Annotated in this window: 12 protein-coding genes and 1 pseudogene; 3 read left to right on the top strand and 10 right to left on the bottom strand. The window is 61.3% G+C overall.

The features are described 5' to 3' along the window. Positions 1 to 242: 242 nt before the first annotated feature. The 10 genes and pseudogenes from QME84_06530 to QME84_06485 all read right to left on the bottom strand — a co-directional run bounded on the left by QME84_06530 (position 243) and on the right by QME84_06485 (position 12,739). Complete coding sequence (locus tag QME84_06530) at positions 243 to 1,382, bottom strand: NADH:flavin oxidoreductase (GenBank protein MDI6873922.1); 1,140 nt, start codon at positions 1,380 to 1,382, stop codon at positions 243 to 245. A gap of 133 nt (positions 1,383 to 1,515) precedes the next feature. After that, positions 1,516 to 2,439: pseudogene (locus tag QME84_06525) on the bottom strand (acyl-CoA dehydrogenase). Continuing rightward, positions 2,364 to 2,906 carry an acyl-CoA dehydrogenase family protein gene (locus QME84_06520; GenBank protein MDI6873921.1) on the bottom strand — a complete coding sequence of 181 codons (543 nt, stop codon included), beginning with the start codon at positions 2,904 to 2,906 and terminating at the stop codon, positions 2,364 to 2,366. Before QME84_06520 ends, QME84_06525 begins: the two are co-directional and overlap by 76 nt. An 803-nt stretch (positions 2,907 to 3,709) precedes the next feature. After that, entirely contained in the window at positions 3,710 to 4,636 is a 927-nt protein-coding gene (locus QME84_06515) for an alpha/beta hydrolase (GenBank protein MDI6873920.1), read from the bottom strand. Positions 4,637 to 5,072: 436 nt separating this feature from the next. After that, positions 5,073 to 6,578: a hypothetical protein gene (locus QME84_06510; GenBank protein MDI6873919.1), complete on the bottom strand. Its 1,506-nt coding sequence runs from the start codon at positions 6,576 to 6,578 to the stop codon at positions 5,073 to 5,075. Positions 6,579 to 6,843: 265 nt separating this feature from the next. Continuing rightward, entirely contained in the window at positions 6,844 to 7,785 is a 942-nt protein-coding gene (locus QME84_06505) for a 3-hydroxyacyl-CoA dehydrogenase family protein (GenBank protein MDI6873918.1), read from the bottom strand. 303 nt (positions 7,786 to 8,088) lie between these two features. Next, complete coding sequence (locus QME84_06500) at positions 8,089 to 8,952, bottom strand: SDR family oxidoreductase (GenBank protein ID MDI6873917.1); 864 nt, start codon at positions 8,950 to 8,952, stop codon at positions 8,089 to 8,091. A gap of 276 nt (positions 8,953 to 9,228) precedes the next feature. After that, a complete protein-coding gene (locus QME84_06495; GenBank protein ID MDI6873916.1) occupies positions 9,229 to 10,137 on the bottom strand; it encodes a cation diffusion facilitator family transporter in 909 nt (302 codons plus the stop codon). After that, positions 10,134 to 10,799, bottom strand: coding sequence for a methyltransferase domain-containing protein (locus QME84_06490; GenBank protein MDI6873915.1), 666 nt, complete (start codon positions 10,797 to 10,799; stop codon positions 10,134 to 10,136). The genes QME84_06495 and QME84_06490 overlap by 4 nt, the downstream gene beginning before the upstream one ends. A gap of 305 nt (positions 10,800 to 11,104) precedes the next feature. Continuing rightward, positions 11,105 to 12,739 (bottom strand): alpha-amylase family glycosyl hydrolase, encoded by a 1,635-nt coding sequence (locus QME84_06485; protein ID MDI6873914.1) that lies wholly within the window; start codon positions 12,737 to 12,739, stop codon positions 11,105 to 11,107. A 245-nt stretch (positions 12,740 to 12,984) separates the two neighbouring features. On the opposite strand from QME84_06485, the gene QME84_06480 reads away from it, so the two are divergent. From QME84_06480 to QME84_06470, 3 genes are all read left to right on the top strand, one after another. After that, complete coding sequence (locus QME84_06480; GenBank protein ID MDI6873913.1) at positions 12,985 to 13,875, top strand: dihydrodipicolinate synthase family protein; 891 nt, start codon at positions 12,985 to 12,987, stop codon at positions 13,873 to 13,875. A gap of 459 nt (positions 13,876 to 14,334) precedes the next feature. Then, positions 14,335 to 14,559 carry a hypothetical protein gene (locus QME84_06475; GenBank protein MDI6873912.1) on the top strand — a complete coding sequence of 75 codons (225 nt, stop codon included), beginning with the start codon at positions 14,335 to 14,337 and terminating at the stop codon, positions 14,557 to 14,559. Positions 14,560 to 15,110: 551 nt separating this feature from the next. Continuing rightward, positions 15,111 to 15,380, top strand: a complete 270-nt coding sequence (locus QME84_06470) for an RNA-binding protein (protein ID MDI6873911.1) — start codon at positions 15,111 to 15,113, stop codon at positions 15,378 to 15,380. Positions 15,381 to 15,558: the final 178 nt, after the last annotated feature.

The raw sequence follows: 15,558 nt of genomic DNA, 5'->3' as shown, positions 1-15,558 counted from the left end.
TGATTGCTCTCCATAATGTCTATGGATTTGGTGACACAATTTCGTATACGCTACCGGATACCCAGCACCGGGCCGGCGGGATAAGGCAGCAGAGCGGGTCACCATACCAGATCGGGGGAAAGAAGGAATGAGGGGGGAAGAGTATAAATTTCCGGACCTCACGCCATGCCCACCGAGAAAATTGCCTGGACACGCTGAGCGGAAGGATAGGGTGAGGGGTTGAGACAGTCATGAACCGGGAGTCAGGCCATGCAGCGGAGGGGGCGGCGGTGGACTATCTCCGCGAAGCAGCGGTTGCAGGAGGTGCAGGACGATTCCCGCGCCTTTCCCTCCTTGAACTTCTTAACCAGGTTGGGCTCCCGCACCAGGGGCCGGCTGAGGGCCACGAAGTCCGCCTCCCTTTTCTCCACTATCTTCTCCATCTCGGAGAGGCGCCTGAGGCCCCCCACCAGGATGAAGGGCACGTCCCAGATGGCCGCCTTGATCACCCTCGCGTCGGCCAGGTTGTAGGGTCCCTGGAAATCATACTTCCCGACCATGCTGCGGAACTTGAGCCAGGCCACCGGCTTCTGCCAGGCGGGGAGGTCTTTCACCAGCTCCTTCACCGGCACCCCTCCGCGCCAGATGTGCCAGCCGGAATAGGTAGTGCAACCGGAGGCTATCTCCAGGGCGTCGATGCCCAGCTCGGCCATCCACGCCGCGTAGCGGGCGGCAAGCGGGGTGGTGATTCCTTCCCTTGGGGTGTAGTCGTTGGCGGTAAGTTTGACGGTGAGCGCCATCCCGGGGGCAAGGTTCCTCCTGACCTCCTTTATCACCTCCCGCATGATCTGAAAACGCCCTTCGTCCGAACCGCCCCACTGATCCCTCCTGCGGTTGAAGTAAGGGGAGAGGAACTCGTTGAGGAGGTATCCCCCGGAGGCGGCGATGTGCACCCCGTCCGCCCCCGCCTCCGCCGCCCGGCGCGCCGCCTGCCCGAAGGCGTGGATGGCCTCCTCTATCTCCCTTTCCCGCATGGGCCGGGCGAAGTTCAGGTACATGGGGTTGGGCCCGATGAGGGAGGGGGCGAGGGGAGTCCTTCCTATGGCCCCTCGGTTGGTCTGGGCCCCGGCGTGCAGGAGCTGGATGAAGAGCTTCGCGCCGTGCTCGTGCACCGCCTCCGCCAGCCTCCGGAGGCCGGGAACATGGGCGTCGCTGTATATCCCGATGGCCTTTCCCGGCACATTACCCAGGGGGTGGACGATGGCGATGCCGGTGATGATCAGGCCCACCTCCCCCTGCGCCAGGCGGGAGTATCGCTTGACCAGCATGTCCGTGACCCGACCGTCCTCCTCGGCCATGCTCTCGTAGGTGGCGGCGTGGACGAAGCGGTTCCTGATCTCCACGTCCCCTATCCTCGCCGGGGTGAACAGAACTGACAACTTCTCCCTCCTTTCCCATTTTCTGCCTATAGTGGGGCCTGGACAGCTCCACCCGCAGGGATCCTTCCTGTTCCACCATGTACCAGGTGAGGCGGTTGAGCTGGTTGGTCCCCTCGTATATCTGGGTCACCTTGACGTCCCGGTAGCACTTCTCCACCCAGCGCCTCTCCTCGCAATCCTCGGGACCCATGAGTTCCAGGGCCCGCGAGGCGACGCCCATAGCCATGTCCGTGGCGGCGAACTTAGCCAGGGAGGCCAGGGCCAGAAGTCGGGTCATCTCCTCTTCGCTTACCAGCAGGTGTAGCAGGCGCGCCGAGGTGGCCTTGCCCAGGCGGGAATGAAGGAACACCTGGTAAGGCCTGGAAAGCCGGAGCTCCCGGGGCAGGGCGAAGAGGCCCTTCATCATGGGATTGACCAGCAACGTCCCGAAGACCTTGTCCCCGGCCAGGCTGTGATCCAGGATCAGCCCGCGGCATATCTGGATGGAGGCCGCCATGTCGGCAATCTCCATCTGCATCCGCTGGTCGTCTATGGGTTTTTTGCCACCGCGCTTCCGTCGCGCCCAGGAGAGGAGGTGCCTGAGCACGCCCCGGGCTATCCCTGTGGCCACCGCCCCCACCGGTCCCCGCGAGGCGGCCATGATGGCCAGTATCCCCATGGACATGCCGTCCCCCTCGTAGCCGATGACGTTCTCCTCGGGCACGAACACGTTCTCGAAGAGGAGCTCGGCGGCGTGGCAGGCCCTCTGCCCCATCTTGCGCTCCACGCGCGGGACCGATAACCCCTCCATGTCCCGGCTCACTAAAAAGACTGTCCAGGTTTCCAGGGGACGGCTGCGGTCCGTAGCCGCGCACACGGTGAGGTACTTAGCCTCCTTCCCCCCGGAGATGAAGCACTTGCGGCCGTTCAGAAGGTAACCCCCCTTCACCCGGCGCGCCTCCATGCCTATCCTGGCCGTGGCCAGGAAGTGGGGCTCCTCCACGTCGGTGCCGGCCGAGGGCTCGGTGATGGCGTAGGCCATGAGCACCGGCTGCCCCTTCTTCTCCCCTCCACCAGTTCGTGTAGCACGGTATCCCAGTGGGGCATCCCCCCGGGGGTGAGGAGGGGACTGGCCCCCAGGCCCGTGGCGGCGATCATGTTCCCGATGCCGGCGCACGCGGAGCAGATCTCCTCCACGCCCAGCGAGGCGGCGGTGAGCATGTATTTCCCGGCCAGGCCCCCGAGCACCTTGGGGACCACCAGGCTGAAGAGGCGGTACCTGCCCGCCGTCCTCGCCAGTTCCCAGTCGAAATACTCAGGATCCCGCTCCATCAGGGCGTCCAGCTCCAGGGCTCTCGGCTCCGCGTGCAGGCGGGCGAACTCGGCGCAGCTCTCCGCGATACGCAGGACCTCGCCCACCCCGCGGGGATCGAGGTCGTGCAGCGCTTCCAGCACGGGTGTCTCCCTTAAAAGTCGCTCGCCGTAGGTGGTAAGTTTTTCCTTTTTCATGGCCACTCCCGGAAAATATTCCTGGCTGCGAAAAAACTTCTTCCTCCGCCTCACGGGAAATGGGGAACCCTTTGTGGCTGCCATCCGCGGCGACCGTCACCGGAACAGGTACCGTTTCCCCAGGGCTCCATCCAGCGCCGGAAGCGGATGGAAAACCCTTTGTGACGGCGCGTTTCAGGATGCGACTATGACGTGAACGTTGCAGCGTTGATTACCTCGGTCTTCCCTCCCCCGTTTAAATATCCTTGCCCTTTTCGGGTATGTCAAGCCCATCGTTTTTCAACCTTGAAGCGCCTGTTTGAGCGATACAGCATCCAAGCGCGGTGCCGTGGAATGGAGACGAACATCGGGGGATCGCCCTTTTTCCTCCTTTTTCTCTTCTCGCCGGGATGAAGGTAGTGTCTCAACTTTTCAGCCCTAAATCGATCTCTGAACGATGCGGCGGCGGCATGGGGGTTCCGTCTTTCCGCGTCGACCTGCGTTCAGCGGACCATACGATGATTGCCCAAGCTTCACCTTAATCCGCTTTGGCGACAAGCCCAACGGCCGGGAGAGGTCGCCCCCGGTATGCATCGCGAACGGTTTGACAACCGGCTTTATCGGATCGGCAAGGCTTCAGGTTCAAGGACGAGAGAGGATGTAAACGGTTACCGGATTTGTCGCGCCTTCGGACGGGACCAGCGGGAAACCTCGAATTCGACCAGCCTCGCGCTATCCTGCCTGGAGGTCCCCGGGCGGCGTAGTCAGAACCTTAACCTCGCCCCCTAACGATGGAGAACGGTGAGACGCAAGGGGATCGCGTCTCAATCCCGGTGGCGGGAAAGGAACTCCAGAGCACGCTGCATGGTCATCCGGGCGCCGCGCGTGAACCAGAAGTTGAGGTAACCGTGCTGGGTGTAGGGATAGTCCTTCCTGTCAAGTATTACCAGCTCGTGCTCCACTCCCTCCTCCTCCAGGCGCTTGACGAACTCCATGGTCTGGGAGTGCAGGGGGTCGATCTCGCTGGTGGAGAGGAAGGAGGGCGGGAAGGCGGGTGTCACGTAGCGGACCGGCGAGGCCAGCTCGGCCGCGCGGCGGAACTCCTCGGGGTCCCGTCCCAGGAAGCCGGTGATGAACAGCTTGCTGAAGGGGAACCTGGAGTCGCCCACGGTGACCAGGTTGTAGACGCCGTAGAAGAGCAGGAGCCCCTTTATGTTCTCCAGGGGAACCGCAGGAGCGGTCCCCAGTGCCTCCGCCAGTTGGGGATGGATGACCTCGGCGGCGTAGGTGGCCGCGTGGTAGGCGCCCGCCGAGTCGCCAGCCAGAAAGACCCGCGTGGGATCGCCCCCGTAGGACTCCGAGTTGCGGTAAGCCCAGTCCACAGCCGCGGCGGCGTCCTGCAGCTGTTCCCGGTACCTCCAGCGTGGCGCCATGCGGTAGTTGGCGTTGAAGACCAGGAAGCCCCGGGAGGCGAACACCTTGCAGATGCGGTCGTAAGTCCTTTTGTCCCCCAGGTGGTTGGCTCCACCGTGGATATAGACCAGGACCGGGAAGGGGGGCTCCCCCAGGGGGCGGATGATATCCAGTACCTGCAAGCGGTTGCCTCCCGGCACGTAGGGTACGTTCCGCGTCACGCCGGCCACGGGCGGGGCCTTGCGGTTCAACACCAAGGCGCGGACCACCCTCTCGCCCACCGCCCAGTTTACCTTGAGGAAATAGGCGAACGGGAGATTATAAGGTAATTTTTCCATCTCCAGTCATTCCTCGCCTTTCATTACTGCATGGATGAACCGGGTGAGGACCAGGTCATGGGCCTTGAGGCTACCGTTTCTTACAACCGATTCCCGCCCGCCCCAACGCCCTAGCCGACTCGCATCCCACCGATTCTTCCCACGCCGGTTCTTCTCTGTGATTTCCGGGTCCGGCCGGTTCTTTCCCGTGGTTTCCGGTCCCGGCGGCATCATTCGCATCTCAGGAACTCGAGACATGCCCTCCGGTTTCACGCCCTATATTACCACCCGGTAGCCTGGGGCACCAGGCAAACGCGAAAATGCTTATAGGTAACGTAAAGGGGATTATTACCATTCAAGGCTTAAACCTGTTTATGCCTTGAAGGTACCACGGCGCAAGACTTGGTCCTGTTTACGGGCTCCTCGCTATTTACTATAGATGTGACCCCAAATCCATCTACATCCCCAGGAACTTCAACACTTCGTCCTTGAACTCGGTTCTCTTGGTCTGGAAAAAGGACTCCTCCCGGAGTAGCTGGGTGTACTCCTCCTGCAATCCCCGTGTGATCCGGTCCCATATCGCCCAGTAGTCGTGCTTCAGATAAATGGTCTCCACCCCCAAGGCTCCGATCCTTCCCTTCACCAATAGCTCCGGCTCCAGGATTTCGATGACGTCGTTGATCATGGACTGCATGATCATGGTGTCCAGCTTGATGAAGCAGGTGTCCGCAGCGATCTGGGAGAACTGCTCGAAACGCTGGCGGAGTTTCCTGCGTGCCCGCTCGGTCAGAGCCTCGATCTCCGCCTCCGACCTCCTGAAGGCCTCGTCTATATCCTCTCTTGTGATAATGCGTTCCTTGGCGAAGCAGTCCTCGAGGACGGTCTGCAAAACAATAGGGTTTTCCCGGTAGCGCACCACCAGGTCCAAAATCACCTCGGCGGGCCAGAAACTGAGCCTGATCCCTTCGGCCAGCCGCCTGAACTTGGGGGCCAGCTCCTCCACTCGGGGGTCGAAGGAGGGGGCCACCACCAGGCAGTACTTGACGTAGTCCCGGTAAGTGCCCACCAGCTTGTTTTTAACCATCTCGATGCAGTAGGAGCGCAGGCGCACCAGGTAGTCCTCGTCCCTGAGCACGTGGCTGTAGACGCCCCCCGCCGCTGTCTTGCATTCGGCCACCGCGATGTAGGGCGGGGTGGCCCGGCCGGCGATGAGAATGAGATCCCACCCCTGGGTCTTGCGCCGGCGGATGTTGTCGAAGTCCAGGAGCTGAAAGGCCATGTCGGTCATCATCTCGAAGACGTTTTCCGCCGTGTCGTGGTACTTGCTGCGGGCAAGCGACTGGTTCTGGCGGGATATCTCCAGGTAGTCCTCCTGAAGCATACGGAGATCGTCCTCGATGGTCCGCCCGGAGACCTGCAGGGGGATCTCCTCTTCCCTCCGGCGCAGCTCCACCAAGGAGAGGAGCTCCTCGAGCACCCGCCCCTCGATGAGGTTTATCCTGGTCCGTTCGGGGTCGAGGAAGCCCTTGAGGACCAGCTCAGCCACCAGGGCGGGATAATGCTTGCAGTAAGGGTAGCGTCCCTTCCGCACCTGGTAGAGGAAGTCCTGGCACTTCTCGTCACAGATGTAGCTAAAGTTATCCGAGCCCAGGTTGTTTACCGTCACCGAGTAGCCGCCCACCGATCCTTTGGCCAGCTCCTCGTCAACGTACTTGATCTCCACTTGCTTGGTTAAGAAGTAATCTCCGGCATCCCGCACCTTACACAGGAGCTTGTCCTCCAGCAGGCAGCACACCATTTCTCTGAGCTCCTCCTCCGGCAGGGAGAGGTTCTCGCAGGCGAACTTCGCCAATGCGTCATGCTTCAGGCCAGAGAAACCCTTAAGACCATGCTCCTTGCAGAGTTCCTTAATCTCCTTGGAGGAGAGCTGTTTCATCATCTCCAGAAGGTCGGCTTTGTCCATGATGATTTCTATTGCTTCTCAGGACCATGTCTGGGAGGAAAACCCCGTTATCCCTGTATTCTTGCGATGAACCCCATTTTCTTCCGTTGGGAGAACCTTCCAAGGTTTTTAATCCGATATTTCCCAAATACTTTACTGATGCCATTATTTTACCATCCTGCGGATAATCTGACACACCGCTAATGCTGCCCTGTGCATATTTCAGCAATACAAGACCGGAATCCCACTGTTTGATATGGTAAATGCGGGGTAAAGGAACTGGGGCTCATACCGGCCGGAAGGTGCCCATCTCTTCCATGCGGTCCATGAGCTCCAGGAAGAGGCGGTCCCTCTTGGCGAGTATTTCCATCTCGTCCCGCCCGGCGTAGTCGTATATCCCCGCCGAGGTCTTCACCCCCAGTCGTCCCTTATCCACCAGGTCCTGGATGAAGGGAACGTTCAGCCCGTAGCTCCTGGCGATGTCCGCCACCAGGTCCAGCCCGGTGAAGTCCAGGGACTGCACCACGCCGATGACCGGCATGCGGATGCCGATGCTGTACTTGACTGCCTGGTCGATGTCCTCGGGGTCCACCAATCCGCTTCCCAGGAGTTCGAAGACTGCCAGTCCCATCATGTTCTGGATCTTGTTGACGATAAAGGCGCGGGTGAAGCCCCTCAGGGCAATGGGAACCTTGCCCAGGTCCCGGAGAAAGTCCATGACCAGGGACACCGTCCGGGGATCGGTAGCCGGACCCGGGACCACCTCCACCAGGGGGATGACATGGGGAGGGTTGAACCAATGAGTGATGAGGAGCCTGGCAGGGTTTTCTACCTCCACGAACTCGAAGATATTCAACCCCGAGGTGTTGCTGGTGAGAACCGCGTCTGAAGGGCAGCACTTGTCCAGCCTGGTGAAGACCTCCTTTTTCACCTCCGGAACCTCAGTTACGGCCTCGATCACCAGGTCGCAATCCCGCGCGGCTTCCTCGAGGTCGGTGAAGGGGTGCACCCGTTCCAGGACGGTGTCCTTGTCGTGGGGATCCACCCTTCCCGCTTCCCCCAGAACCTGGAAGGCGCGATCCATCAGCTTCAAGGCGTGGGAGAGCTTTTCCCGGTCCACGTCCACCAGGGAGACTTCCTTTCCCCCGCAGGCCAGCACCAGGGCGATGGAATGCCCCATTACCCCCGCGCCCACCACCATCACTTTCCTGATCTCTTCAGGCTGCATGAGATCACCTCCGGTCTCCTCGGATTTCAGCTCCGCATCACCTTGATCGATCATGCCGCATACCCAGCCGTACTCGTATGTATTTCGGGAAAAGAGGTGCGGCAGGATATCGCGTGTTAACGAGGCCAGGCAATAACCGTTTTTCCTGGAAGATCCGGCAATTCCGCAAAGGACGCCATGTTCGCGTCCTCTTCCGCAATAGTGCAGTGGTGAACGGTCCGGTATCTCCCGAATGCCTCTTTCGCTGTACATGTTCAGCGCTCCCTTGAAAAGACGCGCAACGCCCGCGGCATCCCGGCTGATTCAACAGCCCAATTTCGAAAACATCTCAGTATTTTTTCGCGCCTTCCTGATGCCCCGCTCGGTGACCAGATCCACCAGCCAGGGGAAAAAGCGTTTCAGCCGGTAAATCATCTTGGCCGAGCCGGGGCCGATGATGAACTCCCCTTTGCGCATTCCCCGGATGAGGGCCTCGGCCACCTCCTCGGGCTGCATGAGACCCCCGCCCTCGCTGATGGCCCTGGTCTCCGGCGGCTTGGTAAGGTTTTCCACGGCAAAGCCGGGAGTGTCCGTGTCCGGCGGGCAGAGGACGGAAACCCCGATGCCGTAACGCCTGGCTTCGCTTCTCAGCGCCTCGCTGAAGCCCACCACGGCGAACTTGGAGGCGGCATAGTCCGTGTACCCGAAGATGCCCATGAAGCCGAGGACGGAGGAGGTGTTGACGATGTAGCCTCCCCTCTCCTTCATGTGGGGAAAGAGGGCGGAGACGGTGTTCCAGGCCCCGTAGGCGTGCACCTTCATGGTCTCGTCGAACTGCTGGTAGGTGATGTTCTCGAAATAGTTGGGATAGGCGCGGCCGGCGCAGTTGATGAGGATGTCCGGGGCGCCGTATTCTCTCACCGCCTCCTCCATGACCCGTATGACCTGGTCGTGGTCGGTGACATCCAGCTGTCTCCAGGCCAACCGCTGGCCTTCCCGCCTCCTTTCCTTCTCCATCTCCGCCACGGCCGACTCCAGGCGCTCCCTGCCCCGGGCGAAGATCACGACATCGGCTCCTTCCCGAGCCAGGAGGCGTGCCGCGGCCAGCCCGATACCGCTGGAGCCCCCGGTAATGAACACCAGCCTGCCGTCAAAGCCCTCTACCCTTATCCTTCCCGCCACACCCATCACCCCCAACAAAATCTCGGGGTCGGTCCCTTTCCCTTTCCAGCTCCTGGCACGATGAGCGGAAAAGTTTGTGGTCACGCCGTCACCAAAAACTCTAAGAGTTATTCTCTTTTCCTACAACTTATCCCCGTGGCCGACCGGGTCGGTCGCAGCGAGTCCTCCTCCCTTCGGCTTCTCCTTCATAGTGGCGTTTCGCGGAGGCGAGCGAGACCGTTGCCCGGCGACCTTCATCCCCCATATACCCCCAGGGGTATCAAAATTCAAGACCTGACCCCTTTATTCGAAGGAGCAGATTTCGCCGGGGGAGCAGGGTTCGCTCTCCAGCTCCAGGGTTGAGTGGACCACATGGTAACGGTTGAGGAGCATCTCCTTGATGCGGGAGGCGATCTCCTGGGCTTCGCTCACCGGAACGTCCTCCACCACCACGTGGGCGGAGAGGGAGTACTGGCGCGAACCTATCTCCCAGATATGGAGGTCGTGCACGTCACGTACCCCGGGGTGCTCCCGAATATCCTCGAGTATCTCCATGTAGTCCACTCCCGCGGGAACCGACTCCATGAGGATATGGGTGGATTCCCTGAGAATCTGGAAGGCGCTCACCAGGATGAGCAGGCCGATGACCATGGTCACCAGGGGATCGGCATAGGTCCACCCGGTGGCCATGATCACCGCGCCCGAGACCACCACCCCCAGGGAGACCAGGGCGTCGGTGAACAGGTGCAGGAAGGCGCTGCGGACATTGAGGTCCTCCCTTCCCCGCAGGAGGAGCAGGGCCACTCCCCCATTGATCACAAAGCCGGCGGCGGCCACCAGCACCATGCCCCCGCCTGCCACCTCCACCGGGTGCGCCAGCCGCCTCAGGGCCTCGTAAAAGAGGTAGAAGCAGACGAGGGTGATGCCCAGCGAATTGATGAATGCGGCCAGGATTCCCATGCGGTGATAGCCGTAGGTCTTCCTCGAGGTCGGCGGACGGGTGGCCATGCGCACGGCGACCAGGGAGAGGATGAGGGCGAAGGAATCGGAAAAGTTGTGGGCCGCGTCGCCCAGGAGGGCCAGGCTTCCCAGGAGGACCCCGAAGACCGCCTCCAGGACGAGGAAGGCGGTGTTCAGGACCAGGCCCAGGGTGAGCCTCTTTCCGGCCGCGAAATCGCCCTCTTCTCCCGCATGCACATGGCCCATGCTCATGCCCCAGTGTCTTTTCTGCCCAGCACGACCTCCACCGGCAGGCCGCAGATGGAAAGGAGCTCCGTCGCCTCCACCCGGAAGCCGGCCTCGGCCACGTACTGCGAAGCCCTGATGGGCCGACAGTCTACGAAACGGGGAAGCCTGCGGTGTAACCAGAGGTAGAGGCGCATCATGGGGCCGCGTTCCCGGCTGTCGTACATGGAAGCCAGGCACAGCCGTCCTCTCTCCTTGAGGACCCTGAAACATTCGCCGAGCACCGTAGGGATCTCCGGTTCCGGGAACAACTCCAGGGTGAAGCTCATGAACACAGCGTCGAAAAACCCCGCCTCGAAAGGCATCTTCGCTGCGTCTCCCTTAACCAGTTCCACCCGCCGTTCCAGCCCCCGGCGGCGTACCCTCCTGCGGGTCACCCTGACCATGCCCTCGGAAATGTCCAGGCCGTATACCTTCCCGCCGTCCCCTACCCTCTCTGCCAGCTCCACAAGGACATGTCCGGCCCCAAAGCCGACCTCAAGGATGCGCTCTCCCGCGGTGGGGATGAGATACCTGTCCACCGCCTCCCGCACGAACCTCCTCTCGCTGGAAGAGGACAGGAGCTCGTAGAAATGGCTCAACAGATCGTAGCTGCGACGTGTCTCCTCCTTGGAAGCACTGGTTTCCATGCGCGGCACTCACCTTGGTCTCATGTTCAGGTTCTTCCGGGCCCATCCCTCCGCTGGACCCCGCGGTTCCCGGGGGCCGGGCCGCCATTCCCGCTCGCCGGAGCAACCTCAGGAAAGCGGGCACAACCTTTTTCTTTCCCGCCGAGCATCCCTCTCTTGAGATTCTTGTATGCACTCGCACATGGCCCGAAAGCGAAACTTCGTCTTTTCCACCGAGCATCCCTCTGCAGGCTTTTTCGCCGGTCGAGCGGCCGGACCCCGGCTTGCCTTTATTATACGGTGCGGGATTTCAAGGCGCGGTGAGGTCAGGAATCCGGGAGGGCCAGCAACGCCTCGTACCCCGCCAGTTCCAGGCGGCCGGCGGGCCGGAGCGGTTCTCCCTCCTCCCGGTGGGTGGATAGGAGCGCCCTCCAGGCGGTCCCGCGCGAGGATACCTCCCCGGGCACCCGAAAGGCGAGGGAACGGGAAGAGAAGTTGAGGAACACGGCGACCGCTCGATCCCCGCGTTCGCGCAGGTAGGCGAAAACCGTTCCGGGAACGTTGCGGATGGGAATAAAACCGCCGGCGGTGAGGGCAAGATTCTCGCGGCGGAGCCGGATCAGCCGGCGGTACCAGTTGAGGAGGGAAGCGGGGTCCCCATCCTGGGATTCCACGTTTTTCCATTTGAAAGAGGGGTGGAGGGGAAGCCAGGGTTCCCCGTCCGTAAAGCCCGCGTTCCTGCTCCCGCTCCAATGCATGGGTGTGCGCGCCCCGTCCCTACCCACGGGAAGGGGCCAGAACTTCTTCCCAATGGGATCCCTGATATACGGGCGGGGGATGCGGCTCTGAGGCATGCCTATCTCCTCGCCGTAATAAAGGATGGGGGTACCGCGCAGAGTGAGGAGCATGGCCGCGGCCACCCTGGCCCGCGCCTCGGCGTCTCCCCCTCTTCCCAGCCTGGTGTAGTGCCGCACCAGGTCATGGTTGGATAGGTAATAGCAGGGCCAGGCACCGGGCGGGACATGCCGCTCCAGCCAGAGAACGGAGTCCTGGAAACCTCCCGCCCTCCACCTCCTCATGGCGAAGTCCAGGTAGAAGGACAGGTGCAGGGCATCCGAGCCATCCCCTAGTAGGGCCACCGCGTCTTCCGGTCGGTCGGTATACACCTCCCCCATCATCATGCGTTCGGGATAGCCGTCAAGCATGCGCCTCAGCTCCCGCACCACCTCCAGGCTCTCCGGCCGGGAGCGGTCGTAGAGGTGCACCTGCCAGTCATAGGGGCGCAGGCCGAGCTTGCGGGGATTGTCGCGCAGGAGCTCGTCCTCGAAGAGGAAGTTGATGAGGTCCAGGCGGAAACCGTCCACCCCGCGGTCCAGCCAGTAGCGGCATACCCGGAACATCTCCTCCTTCACCTCGGGGTTTCGCCAGTTGAGGTCCGGCTGCTGAGACAGGAAGGCGTGGTAGTAATATTGACCCGTCCTTTCGTCCCATTCCCAGGCGCTGCCCTCCACCACCGCCCGCCAGCGGTTGGGCGGCTTTCCCGGCGCCCGCCCGTCACGCCATATGTACCAGTCCCGCTTCGGGTTGTCCCTGGAGGAACGAGATTCCACGAACCAGGGATGCTCCTCCGAGGTGTGGTTGAGCACCATGTCCAGGATGACCTTAATCCCACGGCGGTGGCATTGCTCCAGGAGTTCCCGGAAGAGATCCAGGTCACCCAAGCGGGGATGGATGGTGTAATAATCCCGCACGTCGTAACCGAAATCCGCCCAGGGAGAGTCGAAAATGGGGGTAAGCCACACCGCATCCACTCCCAGCGAACGCAGAGTACCGTCGTTGAGATAATCCAGCTTCTCCAGGAGCCCCCGGAGGTCTCCGTATCCGTCGCCGTCGGAGTCCCTGAAGCTGGGGACTGCCACCTGGTAGATGACCGCCCTTTTCCACCAGGGAATGTCTTCCATGCTTACCCTCCGCCTCCCTGACCGGTCGCGAGCTTCATCAGAAATGATATCATTCCTGATGAAGGGTGGAAAAAGAAGCCATGATGGGGAAGGATGGGATTCCGATTTCATCCCTTTCTCGTCGCGGACGGAAAAGAAGGGCGGGAGGCGGCAGGGGGGTGCGGGTCGAAGGGGGCGGGAAGAGGTTGTTGCCCCCTTTCCATACTTTTATGAAAGTAGGGCAGGACGCGGGAAGGAGGTGCGAGTTGAAAAGGTTTGAGGGCATTTTCACGGTGATGCTCACCGCCTTCGACGATCATGGGGAGATCGACTTCCGCGCCATGCGCCACATGACCGAATACCTGGTGAAGTCCGGGGTGCACGGGCTGGTGGTCCTGGGAAGCAACGGGGAATGCCCCTACATTGACCACCGCAATAGAAAGAACGCCGTGGACGCGGTGGTAGAGGCCTGCGCGGGCCGCGTGCCGGTCATCGTGGGCATAAACTCCAGGGGAGTGGATCCGGCGCTGGACATGGCACGGTACGCCGAGGGCTCGGGAGCGGACGGGCTCCTGGTGGCCCTGCACCGCTTTTATCCCCTGGACGAGGAGGAGGTGCTCGATTTCTACCGCCGACTGGCCGAGGGCACACGCTTGCCCATCCTCTACTATAATTTCCCAACCCATACCGGACTGGCCCTCTCGCCGCAGTCCATCGCCCGCATCGCCGCCGAGATTCCCTCCGTGGTGGGGGCCAAGGAGACCATCTTCGACGTGGAGGAGGTGGGCGAGCTCGTGAAGGCGGCGGGCGAGGACTTCTGCGTCTTCACCGGCATGTCCTTCAACCTCATGGCCACCATGGAAAGGGGTGCGTGCGGGGCTATATGTCCGCTGCCCAACTTCGTCCCCCGCCTGGTCCTGGACCTCTACGAGGCCTGCCAGAGCGGGGACCACGAAAAGGCGGAGGTCCTTCAGAACGAGGTCTATACTTACGCGCCGCTCCTGGCCTCCTCTCCCACCCCTCATGCCATGCAGAAGGAGGCCCTGCGCTTGATGGGGCATCCCATAAACCCGACGGTCAAGAGCCCCCTCCCCCAGCTGACCCCGGAACAGGCGGCGATGGTGCGCGACTTCCTGGCCTCCAAGGGGATGATCTGAGAGGCGCGGAATGGAGGAAAGGAAGCGATGGCCTTCCCAGTCGCTCACCAGGGAGGGTCCGTGGAGACCTCGCCCGCAAGGTAACACAGTGCAGCGGGGCCTCTGGGGGCAGGTACATAAAACTCATTAACCTTTCTCTTGAATCGGACGAGCCAAAAACGTGGAGGGGAGCCTTTGGGGATGGGGAACTCGAAGTACGGGCGGAGGACAAGCACCGTGTGGGCTTCCAACCCGTGGCCATCCCGGGGGACCGATGAGGACAACCGGCGGCTTTTCCGAAGCCGGGGGTCATATCCGAACGCGGAGGCGGAACCGAGATCATGGAAAAAATCCTGATGCGGGATATATGATTATTTGCAGGTGTTAACGGAGGAAGAGGATAAGGAACAGTGTTAACGCAGAGGAGGCTAAGGGAGCGGGACGAAAGCACGGGCGGATGCGACTTGGAGGTAGGAGACCGTGAGGACCTGGGGAATTTCCTTCGGCGAGAGGGAGCGCATGGAGCTGGAGCGCATCGTCATGGACAACGATCGTGACGCGGCTCTCGCCTTCCTGAAGGAGGTAATATATTCCAAGGTAAAGGAGAGCGAAAAGCCGGGGAGCTGTTTCCACGATACCAGCAAGCCGGTGGAGAAACTTGAACGTCCGGTGGATTTTCATAAGAAGCTCGGCGATTTCCGGTAAGGTGTGGTTCCTCGCCTAAGTCTTACCCCAGGCGCAGAAATAACTGTCCGCCTTGCTGGGCGGATGGATTTACTTCCATATAGACAAGACAAGAATGGGCGAGGTTGTCGCGACTCACTTTCACCGCAAGCGCCACCGGTTTCAACATCGGGAGGGTACAGCGAGGCGACCTCGCTCGAGTGAAATGTCATCGCGAGCACTTTTATTGTCATCGCGATGCTTCTTTCATTGTCATCACGAGCGTAAGCGAAGCGATCTCCTCCGGTCTAACAACGTCATCGCGAGGAGCGGAGCGGCGAAGCGATCTCCTCCGGATTCCCCTATGGGATTGCTTCGTCGGCGCTATCGCGCCTCCTCGCAATGACGTTGTCCGGGTCTGCCCGCCTCTCCGGACTCCTTTCTCCACATGCAACAGACCTTTCTTTACATACCTTTGCTTTATATCCCACTTTTCATTAAAATATGGGCGATGCCTGCTGGAGGGGGCATCTTCCCCGCGATTTTTTTATGGCCGGTGCGGGGAAGGCGGAGAAAGGAGTTGTGAGGAGACGGTGAACATCTACGTCGGAAACCTGAGCTACGGTTCGACTGAGGATTCCCTTCGGAACCTCTTCGAAGCGTACGGAGTGGTGGACACGGTGAGCATCATCATCGACCGCCAGACGGGACGCTCCCGCGGGTTCGGTTTCGTGGAGATGCCCAACGACGAGGAGGCCAGGGCGGCCATAGCCGGCCTGGACAACAAGGAATTCGAGGGACGGGTACTCCGGGTCAACGAGGCCCGTCCCAAGCCGGAGCGCAGGTCCGGATACAACTGGTAAGAGGGCGGCAGTCGAAAAGGAGATAAGAGGGCGTCGGGCCGGCGCCCTCTCCATGTCGGGTTCTCGAGAAGGTACAGGTTCACTTCCTTCCGAACCGGCGGAGAGCTCAAGGTACTTAGGGGACCGCGAAGGTGTGAAGGTCGGCTTCGGCCTCCTGTGCGTTGGCCGGGAGTTTGCG

This window comes from Actinomycetota bacterium, assembly GCA_030019255.1.
In the GTDB taxonomy this organism is placed as follows: Bacteria; Actinomycetota; Geothermincolia; order Geothermincolales; family RBG-13-55-18; genus Solincola_A.
This window is presented reverse-complemented; position numbering and strand designations above follow the sequence as displayed.

What these genes read in the sequence shown, in the direction of transcription:
- QME84_06520 (MDI6873921.1), bottom strand. Translation starts at nt 2,906, where the DNA reads ATGAAAAAGGAAAAACTTACCACCTACGGCGAGCGACTTTTAAGGGAG.
- QME84_06515 (MDI6873920.1), bottom strand. Translation starts at nt 4,636, where the DNA reads ATGGAAAAATTACCTTATAATCTCCCGTTCGCCTATTTCCTCAAGGTA.
- QME84_06510 (MDI6873919.1), bottom strand. Translation starts at nt 6,578, where the DNA reads ATGGACAAAGCCGACCTTCTGGAGATGATGAAACAGCTCTCCTCCAAG.
- QME84_06505 (MDI6873918.1), bottom strand. Translation starts at nt 7,785, where the DNA reads ATGCAGCCTGAAGAGATCAGGAAAGTGATGGTGGTGGGCGCGGGGGTA.
- QME84_06500 (MDI6873917.1), bottom strand. Translation starts at nt 8,952, where the DNA reads ATGGGTGTGGCGGGAAGGATAAGGGTAGAGGGCTTTGACGGCAGGCTG.
- QME84_06495 (MDI6873916.1), bottom strand. Translation starts at nt 10,137, where the DNA reads ATGAGCATGGGCCATGTGCATGCGGGAGAAGAGGGCGATTTCGCGGCC.
- QME84_06490 (MDI6873915.1), bottom strand. Translation starts at nt 10,799, where the DNA reads ATGGAAACCAGTGCTTCCAAGGAGGAGACACGTCGCAGCTACGATCTG.
- QME84_06485 (MDI6873914.1), bottom strand. Translation starts at nt 12,739, where the DNA reads ATGGAAGACATTCCCTGGTGGAAAAGGGCGGTCATCTACCAGGTGGCA.